At 45.5% G+C, this 10,790-nt stretch carries 8 protein-coding genes; 6 read left to right on the top strand and 2 right to left on the bottom strand.

Annotated features, from left to right (window positions below):
* Positions 1 to 1,088 precede the first annotated feature (1,088 nt).
* The 5 genes from H569_RS0105075 to H569_RS0105050 all read left to right on the top strand — a co-directional run bounded on the left by H569_RS0105075 (position 1,089) and on the right by H569_RS0105050 (position 7,037).
* Positions 1,089 to 1,958, top strand: coding sequence for a methyl-accepting chemotaxis protein (locus H569_RS0105075; RefSeq protein WP_027364118.1), 870 nt, complete (start codon positions 1,089 to 1,091; stop codon positions 1,956 to 1,958).
* Positions 1,959 to 2,071: 113 nt separating this feature from the next.
* Complete coding sequence (locus H569_RS19260; RefSeq protein ID WP_051273281.1) at positions 2,072 to 3,463, top strand: EAL domain-containing protein; 1,392 nt, start codon at positions 2,072 to 2,074, stop codon at positions 3,461 to 3,463.
* A gap of 454 nt (positions 3,464 to 3,917) precedes the next feature.
* Complete coding sequence (gene upp, locus H569_RS0105060; RefSeq protein ID WP_027364116.1) at positions 3,918 to 4,556, top strand: uracil phosphoribosyltransferase; 639 nt, start codon at positions 3,918 to 3,920, stop codon at positions 4,554 to 4,556.
* A gap of 45 nt (positions 4,557 to 4,601) precedes the next feature.
* Positions 4,602 to 5,852, top strand: a complete 1,251-nt coding sequence (uraA, locus tag H569_RS0105055; protein ID WP_027364115.1) for a uracil permease — start codon at positions 4,602 to 4,604, stop codon at positions 5,850 to 5,852.
* 72 nt (positions 5,853 to 5,924) lie between these two features.
* Positions 5,925 to 7,037 carry a 4Fe-4S binding protein gene (locus H569_RS0105050; RefSeq protein ID WP_027364114.1) on the top strand — a complete coding sequence of 371 codons (1,113 nt, stop codon included), beginning with the start codon at positions 5,925 to 5,927 and terminating at the stop codon, positions 7,035 to 7,037.
* A 94-nt stretch (positions 7,038 to 7,131) separates the two neighbouring features.
* Here H569_RS0105050 and H569_RS19255 read toward each other — a convergent pair whose 3' ends face one another.
* Entirely contained in the window at positions 7,132 to 8,109 is a 978-nt protein-coding gene (locus H569_RS19255; protein WP_051273279.1) for a cation diffusion facilitator family transporter, read from the bottom strand.
* 287 nt (positions 8,110 to 8,396) lie between these two features.
* On the opposite strand from H569_RS19255, the gene H569_RS0105040 reads away from it, so the two are divergent.
* The gene (locus H569_RS0105040; protein ID WP_027364113.1) at positions 8,397 to 8,795 is read left to right on the top strand and encodes a hypothetical protein; all 399 of its coding nucleotides are present in this window, start codon (positions 8,397 to 8,399) and stop codon (positions 8,793 to 8,795) included.
* 81 nt (positions 8,796 to 8,876) lie between these two features.
* On the opposite strand, the gene H569_RS19250 is transcribed toward H569_RS0105040, so the two are convergent.
* Positions 8,877 to 10,730, bottom strand: coding sequence for a SulP family inorganic anion transporter (locus tag H569_RS19250; RefSeq protein ID WP_081410881.1), 1,854 nt, complete (start codon positions 10,728 to 10,730; stop codon positions 8,877 to 8,879).
* Positions 10,731 to 10,790: the final 60 nt, after the last annotated feature.

Genomic DNA, 10,790 nt, shown 5'->3' with positions numbered 1-10,790 from the left:
CAGAGAGATGGTCAGGCCCAACCAGAGATTGGTCATTAGATGAGATTGTTTGGCTTAATCCTGAACATGTTAAAGAACCGGCATCTAAGGAAAAGTGTTTTGCTTAATTTAATGACATATACCCCGGTAAATAAAATCATAGGCGGTCTCCAAAGGGAGGGGAGATATATGGTCTTAAGAACAAGCAGCCGCCGCTTGCGGTCGAGCGAAGCGAGAGTCTTGACCCATGTGCTAGACTTAATAGACCCGACCGTATACCCAATTTATTCATTGGCGTATATCCGTCGGTCGGGTAACCCTATTACTAGCACATGGAGTCAAGACCGGCGTAGGTAAAATACTATTTTTTAAACATTTATGCGACAACTATCTTGACAAAAACCGCCCACATTGGGAAACATTATCCCAACATTCCCGTTATCATGATGAGTGTGGACGGAAAACAGGATGTAATACTATTCTGTATTTAAAAAAAGAAGCTTAATTCTTTAAACCAGGAGGAAACAAAGACTTTTGTTTTTTCCGATGATGTTTCAGAGGAACTTATCAAAACCTATAACAACAAGGCAATTAAGGACCTGGCTTTACAATTAATAATTTAAACCAAAAGCGCGGATACTAAAAAATGAAAATTTTTTCAAGAAACCCTTTCCCCGAAAGTAAAGGGTTTCTTTTATTTTAGAGGGGTTTGACACGGCTGTAGGGTTACGGCATGCCGTATCCTATCTTGAAAATAAATTTTCATCCTTCTGCTGGTGCCATGCAGACAGCATGGATATCTAATTAGCTACGCCACGGGGACGGTCCCTTCGTTTTCCCTTCGGCCCCAAGCTGCGCTTAACTAAAATTTAACATCATAATCATTTACCTAAAACATAATTCACAATTGGTTAATAAAAGTTGTTTATAGTGCTATTAACCACTCCGACCCTAAATATGGGCATCAACCAGCGTCAATAGTTCAGTATTCATAGTTTAATTTATCGTTTATATCATTTATTTAGTATATTCTCGCGAGGCAAAGTGTGAAATTGGCCGGCTTATAAGCATTGCAATACTGATCATCCAAATATTTGTGCTGATTCAACATGCTGGCTAAACTGGGCAATATGATCGACCAGTTTAAAGAGACAGGTTCAGGCTTATTGTCCACAAGTCAAAAGATGCAACTGGTGGCCAAAAACCAATTGGATAATGTTGCGGCTACTGAAGCCAAGGCAATGGCTATCAACGGAGTTGTGAAATCTTTGGCTGAACTGGTAACCCTGGCCGAGGTCGCCAGCCGTGAGATGATGCTCGCATCCGAACAGGGAATGGCGTCATTAAAGACCGTGGTGGCCAGAATAGAAGAAAATTTGAAAATTACCGCGCGGGGAACATTTACAATGCGGCAATTGGACAAAAATATCCAAGAGATTAATGACATGCTGAATTTTATTAAAGAGGTATCGGAGCAAACCAGACTGTTGTCTTTAAACGCCTCCATCGAAGCCGCCAGAGCCGGGGAGTTGGGGCCGGGGTTTGCGGTGGTGGCCGGCGAAGTACGCCGTTTGGCTGATGATACGGCTGCATCGACTAAAAACATGACGATTATTGCCGCCGATATTGAAAAACAAAGCATGGTGGTGCAAGGACAGGTGAAGGAGGCCGATGCGGCGGCCCAAGAAGGTTCAATTGCTTCTGAAAAAGCGCAGGAGGCGCTGGGCCGGGTTTTTGAGCGAATAACTGCAACGGACCGTTACATTATGGAGATTTCACGGCAAATTAGGGAGGTTGCTGCCGGTATTGACCTGATGGCGGTTACAATCCAGCATATTGCCGGAGACGGCGAGCAGCAACAGGAGGAATGTTTTTCAGCTTTACAAGTTTCCAACTTGGCCCGGCATCTTGCTGAGATGGCTGTAAAAATTCAGGAACATTTAAATGAGTTTAATTTAAATTCCGCTACAAAAACGTGAGTAACTTGGCAGTTCAGTTTATTATGTACGAGTTGGCCGGCTCTTTCATCTTCTGCCGGTGGCGCGCCGGCGGTATGGATGTCTGAATACGGAATAATAATGAGGTGTTCCAATTGCATCTGGAATTTTTTAAAAAAATAATGGCGCGTAAAAGCAACAATGGCTCTATTGTTACAAGGCCAATCAGCAAATTAATTGCATCAAATATCAAGAACGTCAACGGGAAGTTCATTTTGTTCTATCTTGACCTGGTTAACTTCAGCAAGTTTGAACAACTGTTTGGGCTGGATGCGGCAAAATCCATTCTTAAATATGTCAACGCCCAAATTCATTCCGTATTCCCGCAAATTCTGTCGTTAAAAAGCAAAGAATTGATTGTGGACCGGATCATGGGCGATGATTTTATAATACTGTGTGCAAATAACAAATATCGGGAGAGTGAACTGCAGAACATCGCCATAACTACTGGCATCGCCCTTAAAGATAATATCAACAAGCATTGTTTTGCCCGAACAGGGTGGACTTTTGATATCAGGTTGGGGTTCTCTTTAATTACAATCAACGGCTTGAAAGATTTGGAACACCAGCTTTATGTAGCCTACAGGGAAGCTCAAAAGGTGGCCAATGGCCTGTTGGACTACAAAAAGGTCGGATTGCTGGAGGAATTTAAGAAAATTTTATTAACAGAAAATATTAATGTCGTTTTTCAACGTATAATTTCGTTGGAAAGCGGTAGCACGCTGGGGTGGGAGGCTTTATCCAGAGGTCCTAAAGATGGACACTTTTATTCTCCCTTGGCGCTTTTTAATTTTGCTGAAGAAGTGGATATGCTCTATCCCTTGGAAAGATTATGCAGAAAGAAGGCGCTTTCAGCCATTGGAGATCTTAAATCCGAACAAAAACTATTTATCAATATCAACCCCGGAACAATAAGCGACCCCAATTTTGTCAGTGGTGAAACTTTAAAATATGTTGGGGCTCTTGGTGTTGAGCCAAACAATATAGTTTTTGAGATTACAGAGCACACCGATGCGACAAATTTTCCCAACTTCCAAAAAACTCTCAATCATTATCGCGATCAAGGTTATATGGTGGCGGTTGACGACGTGGGGTCGGGGTTTTCCAGTCTAAGTGCCATAGCCATGATCAGGCCGGATTTCTTAAAAATGGATATGTCTTTGGTGCAGGGAATAAGTTATGATCCGGTGAAAAAAGCATTAATGGAAACCATTAGGATTATTCCCCAACGTTATGACCCTTTAGACAGACAACATGGAGGCATTCATGGAAAAGACAGGGACGGCACCGGTAAATGGTTTTCAATAGCCGCCATCTCAATGGCCATTATTGATTGCGGCGACAAGGGGCAAGCTTCTTCTTTGCAGGATATAGTCCAAATATCGGCTGAGTTGAAGAAATATGCCAAAACTTTTGGTAAAAGCGCTTTTGTCAGGGACAGGAGATATTCGAATCAAAAAGGAAAAAATATATATTTTAACAATTAAGCAATATGGGGTAAAAATCGCAATTTTCACCCGGCCACCTGGGAATTAAATTTACCTTGCATTGTCCTGGTTCGATGCGTTTTTTTTTAGTTAAGGTAATAGGGACATTCTTTACATTTCATGTTTAACAACGCACTGATTAAAAATTTACCCAACCGCTTGGTTGGGTTATATATTTCAAACGAATTTATGAGATGAAAAAGGGACAGAAACCCTGTCCCTTTCTTGATGTTTGCCCTGGCGCGCCCGCCGGGCTGATGGGTTAAAGAACCCAGTGCCCGGTAAGCAGTACCTGTCTCTGTGTCCCGGACATTTTTTATTTTGAAGGAATTGATCATTGGTTTCCATGAGAATACTTAGATGTAAAACTTGTTTGCCAGACAGGATAATGACAGCTATTGTCGAATTAAAGTATGGTTTTTGTTTATCAATAAATTTTCAATGGAGGGAAAAAATGAGTTCTTTGCACATTGTTGACCACCCGTTGACGGGTGATTGCCTGAGGATTCTTCGCAGCAGGCAGACCGGAACCAGGGATTTCCGAAGCGCCATGGATAAACTAAGCCTGGTTTTAGCCGTAGAGGCCGCAAAAGATTTAAAATATTCCAAAGAAAATGTGATTACGCCGCTGGATACCGGGGCCGACTGCCTGCGGGTTCAGGATGACAGGGTGCTGCTGGTGCCAATTCTTAGGGCAGGGCTTGGTTTCTTGAATTCTTTTTTGCAGCTTCTCCCGGAAGCTAAGGTAGCCCATATCGGAGTGTCCAGGGACCATGACACCCTGGAGGCCTGCCCTTACTGCAACTCGGTTCCGGAATCTAATGACGGTTTCGACACAATATTTGTGCTGGACCCTATGCTGGCCACTGGCAACAGTAGTGTTAAAGCCCTGGAAATGATTATTGAGAAGGGTTACCGGCCCGGGCAAATTACGCTGGTTTGCGCCGTTTCGGTTAAAAAGGGTATCAGCCAGGTGCACAGCCGGTATCCTGAGGTCAAAATTATAACAGCAGCGGTTGATCCCGGGCTGAACGAAAAGGCATATATCGTGCCGGGACTTGGTGACGCGGGGGACAGGCTTTACTTGCTTTAGCTTTACATCCATAATCAACTTTACATAACATTGGAGGGATAATAATTGTCCAAGAGGACCATTCAGGTTGAGGAAAGGCTTCCATTATTACAAACTTTACCTCTCAGCCTGCAGCACCTTTTTGCCATGTTTGGGGCTACCGTTCTGGTGCCGATAATATTTAAAGTAGACCCGGCAACCGTACTTTTATTTAACGGAATCGGTACGCTGCTGTATTTGTTAATCTGCCGGGGAGGCATTCCTGCTTACCTTGGTTCCAGCTTTGCTTTTATTTCACCTGTTACCCTGGTATTGTCCAAGTATAGCTATGAGGCGGCTCTGGGTGGTTTTATTATCGTAGGGCTTGTTTTTTCTGTGGTGGCCTTAATCATTTGGGTTGCCGGTACCGGTTGGATTAATGTCGTTTTTCCTCCTGCAGCCATGGGCGCCATTGTGGCTGTAATAGGTTTGGAACTGGCTCCGGTTGCGGCTAAAAGTGCCGGGCTGCTTGATAAAACCCCTGACCCCAAGGTTATTGCCGTTTCGATGTTTACGCTGGTTGTAACTATTTTGGGATCGGTAATATTCCGCGGGTTTCTGGCGATTGTCCCTATTTTGATTGGTATAATAGCGGGCTACACCCTGGCCTTTTTCGTTGGCCTGGTGGATATCACGCCGATTTTGCAGGCTCCGGTTCTTGCTGTTCCCACCCTTTATAAACCGGAGTTTAATCCTGCCGCCATTGCTATCATTATTCCCGCCGCACTGGTAGTTATTGCCGAACACATCGGCCACTTATTTGTCACGGGAAATATTGTGGGCAGGGATCTGGCCAAAAAGCCCGGCCTTCATCTTTCCCTGCTGGGCAACGGTATTTCCACCATGCTTTCCGGCTTTTTCGGCTCCACTCCCAATACCACTTACGGTGAAAATATAGGTGTTATGGCCATAACTAAAGTTTACAGCGTTTGGGTAATCGGCGGGGCAGCAATTATGGCTATTTTGCTGTCCTTTGTCGGCACACTGGCCGAGGCGATCAGAAGCATACCTTCGGCGGTAATAGGCGGCGTCTCTCTGCTGCTCTACGGCGTCATCGCGGCCTCAGGTATTCGTATTCTGCTGGAATCGAAAATTGATTACAGCAAGCCCAGGAATTTAATTTTAACCTCTATCGTATTGATTATCGGTATAAGCGGGGCACACGTGGAATTAGGTGCGGTGAGCTTAACAGGGATGGGTTTGGCTACAGTGGTGTCAATTATCCTTAGCTTGACCTTGAAACTCCTGGATATGGTGGGCTTGACTTCGGATAGCTAAAAAGTATTTCTTTGATAACTTTGTCAATAACAGTATAATTAATTAAATGAAAGCTATTCGGAGGTGGGTTGTGTGGGACACTTAATTGATTCCAAGGAAGCGGTTTACAGTGCCCTGGCAGAGCGTTTGAATAAAAACCCTGTTGGGGCTCCGGTAAATGAAACCCTGATGGAAATACTTTACCGGCTGTTCACCCAAAGCGAGGCCGAGGTGGGCAGCAAATTCCCTTTATTGCCGGTGAGTCTGGAAAGAATTGCAGGCACCACAGGTTATAAAGAACAGGACATGGCCAGGATACTTAACGACATGGCTGAAAAAGGTCTGGTGTTGGATCTGGCCCGCAGAGACGGGACGTATTATATGCTGGCGCCTATGGTGGTGGGATTTTTTGAATATACCTTTATGCGGGTCGGGGAAAACCTTAACATGAAAGAACTGGCTGAGCTTTTTGAGAAATATTTTAATAGCGAAGGTGTGCGGGAGGAATTTTTCGGCGGGGAAACCAAAATGTTTAAAACACTGGTTTATGAGAGCCTTATTCCCGCTGCTGTTGAAACCGAGGTATTGGATTACGAAAAAGCTTCTCAGATTATACGCGAGTCAGGCGGAGGGTCCCTGGGCATGTGTTCCTGCCGGCATAAAGCAAGTCACCTGGGTAAGGCGTGTGATGCCCCTGTTGAAGATGTGTGCACCTCCCTTGGCGGTGCCGCTAAATGGCTGATCAGCAGGAGGCTGGCCAGGCCGGCGTCGGTTGATGAATTGCTCAGGGTGCTGGACCGGACTGAAAAACTGGGACTGGTGCACCTTGGGGATAATGTCCTGAATAAACCTGCTTATATTTGCCACTGCTGCGGCTGCTGCTGTGGGGTTTTAAGTTCTATTAATAAATCCGGGATTAGCTCGGTGCATCCCAGTAACTTTATCCCTGAAGTCGACATTGATAAATGTACGGGCTGCGGCACCTGCGCCGAGAGCTGTCATATCAATGCCGTCGCTTTGGAAGCAGGAGTGGACGGTGATGAAACAGCGGCGGTAAAAAAAGATCTGTGTATCGGCTGCGGCGCCTGCGCATCGGCTTGTCCCACCGGCGCGCTGACAATGTCCCGCCGGTCTGTGCTGCACGTTCCCCCGGCCAATAAGCAGGAGCAATTCCTGCGCATCGCCAGGGAAAGAGGAAGAATTTAAAATCACCGTATAAAACAAAAAACCAAGCTTATAAGCCTTACAAAAAATCCAGTGGTTGGAGGTGCAAGTCTCCAGCCACTTTTTTTCTAATTCTTTATTCGGTATTCTTTGCCGTATCCTTATCAGGTATTTTTTTGTAATAAGGCCTTGGCTCACACCTTTTCCCCCTGCGACCAGGCCCGTTACCCTTGGCGCAGGCGTCGCACCTGCTCTGCTGCTGACCCGGTTCAGCATGAATGAGCACGTGGCAATGAGGAAAGATATCCTTAATCTTCTCCTCAATGGCATCGCTAAGGTCATGGACCTGTTTCACACTCATGCGCGAGCAGGTAACCAGGTGCAGGTCCAGGTATATTTCGCTGCCCGCGCGCCTGGTGCGCAGGTTGTGGTACTCAATATATTCATCCTGATATGTATCCAGCACCTGCTTAATCTGTTTTATTTCATCAGGGCTGATTGAGGCATCCATTAATGGGGAGAAAGATTCTCTGGTAATGTCCCAGGCCGCCTTAATAATGAAAACAGCCACGCCTATGGCTACGGCGGGGTCTAACCAGGCCAGTCCGGTGAAATGAATTAACACCAACCCCAGTAAAACGCCAAGAGAAGTATAAACATCAGTCCAGTGGTGCATCGCATCAGCTTCTAAGGCGATGGAGCGATCGTCTCGGGCTACCCTGGACATATATAGAGATACCAGTATATTTACAGCCACTGATACGCCCATCACCGCTATACCCCAGCCCACCGGCGTTAGCTCAGAGCCATAGCGTATTTTAATAATCGATTCCCTGATAATCAGAAAGGCGGCTAAAAAAATTAATAAGGCCTCAACTGTGGCGGACACATTTTCCACTTTGGCATAGCCATACGGGTGCTTTTCATCCGATGGCATTCCTGCCTTTTTTACCGCAAAAAGGGCAATAAAGGAGGACAAAAGGTCGGTTACAGAATGCACTGCCTCGGCTATCACGCTTACTGTGCCGGTGAGGATTCCCACACTAAGCTTGAGCGCTATTAAAATGACATTTCCTGCTACGGAAATCCAGCCGGCCTTGACACGGGCTTCCATTTTTACACCTCATTAGCTTTTGATGCTGGTGTTAAAAAGTTTGAATAAGCATATTATTACCCTTATTGGTACTATTACTTTAAACAGATATTGTCAATAGACACCGGGCAGCATTGCTGGCCCGTTTTTATTTTGCCGGCTGTAAGAATTGGTTTTAATACAAGAAAGTACAATGGTAAATTGGTGGTAAAAAGTTTGCTTGTCATATTCAAATAACTTAATATAGGTAGGTAGGCCTAAAACTAATTAACAGGCCCAAAAACCAATTAACAGAAAGGTGAGACAGAATGAAAAAAGCTTTAATTATAGTGTTGGCTTTGTTGTTTTCAATCAGTGTCGCATCAGCCGCGTTCGCTTATCCACATAACTATACTGTTTACGTAAACGACAACAGCGGTTGGGTAAGCAACGGTCAGCACGGCCACTATTGGTCCAGTGACTATGGCAGCGGTGACTATACCTTTGATTTTGGCGGCGGTCGTCATTTTGGTTATACAGCCAGTCGTTGGCTTGATTGGGATAGAGACGGCGCTATTTACTACTACCTTGATGACAACGGTATTGCCCATTATTTCTTCATGGACCCCGACCGTGCCGGTAACTGGTACCGCTACCGCGACCACAATGGCAATGTACAGTACTATTATCACAACAGTTGGCATAAAGCGTATATAGTAGTTAGGTAAACAAAAGCCACGCTGTTGGCAGGCGTTGCCTGATACAAAAACCCTCCCGGTTTTTATAACGCGGGAGGGTTTTCTGTTTTTCTAATTCCCACCGAAAGCCTGGGTTTTTAACAGCTCAGCCTGGTAAAAGGGCTCCTGGAGGAACTTTTCCATCCAGCCGGCAAATCTTTTGGCCGGTGAAACTGCTGAAGCCGCAGGGATTAATATTGCTTTTTCAACCGTTTGGGCAACCGGCTCGGGCTGGCTGATACCCTTTAATAAGATTTCGGCCCGGTGCAAGGAGCTTTTCAGGGACTTAAGGACTTCGTTTTCAGCAAGGAAGATATTGCTTTCTCCTACATGGCCAATCAGATGGCACCGCTCCATTTTCTCTTTTAGCTCCCGCCGGACGCCGCACAGCAAAACTTTTCTCCCTTCTCTGTGTACCCGGGTGATAAAGTTTTCAATTGCTTCCAAGGCGGTTATGTCCATCATGGTTACTGCGTTAAATTTTAAAATATAAACCCGGGCGGTTCCATAGGCGCCGGCAAGCTTTTCCTCAAGGTCTGCCGAGTTGCCGAAAAATAAATTGCCTTCCAATTGAATAATGGAAATCGGGGAATGAACCGTCCGCTGGACGTCGGTTTCAATAAAACCGCCCTCTTTCCCCAGTAATGAGAGCATGCGGACCGAAGCGTTCCCATTGTCTTTAAGGAATAAAAGCAGTGAAATTAAAATGCCGGCGTAAATGGCATATTCCAGTTCAGGTGCCAGGATGGTTGTAGCAAAAGTGACCATCATTATAGCTGCATCGTTTTTGTTGGATCGGAAGACTTTTTTAAATGCTTCTTTGTCGACCATGGAGTAGGCAACGACCATGATTACGCCTGCCAGTGCCGCATTCGGTATAAATTTGGCAAATGGGGCCATAAATAGAAGTATTACCATCACAAGGACGCCTGCCAGGACTCCGGACAGCCTGGTTACGGCGCCGTTTTGAAAGTTGATGGCCGAACGGGTGAATGAACCGGACCCCGCGATGCAGCCCAAAAATGCACCGCCCATGTTGGCTACGCCCTGTCCGATGAATTCCTGGTTGGAATCAAGCTTTTGCAATGATTGGGCTGATATGGCCTTGGAAATAGAGACGGCCTCCACCAAACCGATAACCGCAATAACCAATGCGCCGTTCATCAGCTCCCCGATATTATGTAAGTTAAAGTTTAGCATGGTGAAGGGCGGGATTGCCGAAGGTATTTCTCCCGTCAATTTAATGCCGTAGCGGTCCAGGCCCAGCGTTATCACCAGGATAACGCAGATGACCAGGCTGAGCAGCGCGCCCGGGATGTTCTTGTTAATTTTTTTGGCGGCCGCTGAAACAACTATCGTAAGCAATCCCAGACCCAAAGCGTAATAATTTAATTCCCCGATATGACTGAATGTTGCTGCAACTTTTTCCAGGGTGGAATGGCTGCCTTTCCCCAGAGATATACCAAACAGTTGGTTAAGTTGGCCCAGGGCGATAATAACACCCGCCCCGGCGGTAAAGCCGACGATGACGGAATGGGACACGTAGTTAACCAGTTTTCCCAGTTTAAGAACGCCCATGGAGAATTGGATAGCGCCGACAAGGAAGGTTAGCATAAACAGCATTTCCAAAAAATTGGGCTTCCCGACATAAACACTCATGTTGCCGGCTATGAGCAGCGAGATGGCGTTGGTTGGCCCTGTCGCCAAATGATTGGAATTGCCGAATATAGAACCTAAAATTGAAAGAACAATTGCGGAATAAAGCCCGTAAACTGGATCGACCCCGGCAATAATGGCATAAGCCATTGATTGTGGCAGTGCAACGACAGCGACTGTTAACGCAGCAATGAAGTCAAATCTAAAATATTCCTTTTTATATGTACTTATTGTTTCGACAATGGGGATGAATTTTAAAACACCCTGCAAAAATACGCGCCTCCTTAAAAGGTTAATTATTTCACTTTAAGCATTACTGAATGAAATTCA

It is taken from the genome of Desulfotruncus alcoholivorax DSM 16058 (assembly GCF_000430885.1).
GTDB classification, from domain to species: domain Bacteria; phylum Bacillota; class Desulfotomaculia; order Desulfotomaculales; family Desulfallaceae; genus Desulfotruncus; species Desulfotruncus alcoholivorax.
Note: the sequence above shows the minus strand (reverse complement) of the source record. Positions and strands in the feature narration are given on the sequence as shown.

Bases quoted from the DNA above. Each gene is read 5' to 3' on its own strand.
- H569_RS0105075 (WP_027364118.1), top strand. From the start codon at position 1,089: ATGCTGGCTAAACTGGGCAATATGATCGACCAGTTTAAAGAGACAGGT.
- upp (WP_027364116.1), top strand. From the start codon at position 3,918: ATGAGTTCTTTGCACATTGTTGACCACCCGTTGACGGGTGATTGCCTG.
- H569_RS19255 (WP_051273279.1), bottom strand. From the start codon at position 8,109: ATGGAAGCCCGTGTCAAGGCCGGCTGGATTTCCGTAGCAGGAAATGTC.
- H569_RS0105040 (WP_027364113.1), top strand. From the start codon at position 8,397: ATGAAAAAAGCTTTAATTATAGTGTTGGCTTTGTTGTTTTCAATCAGT.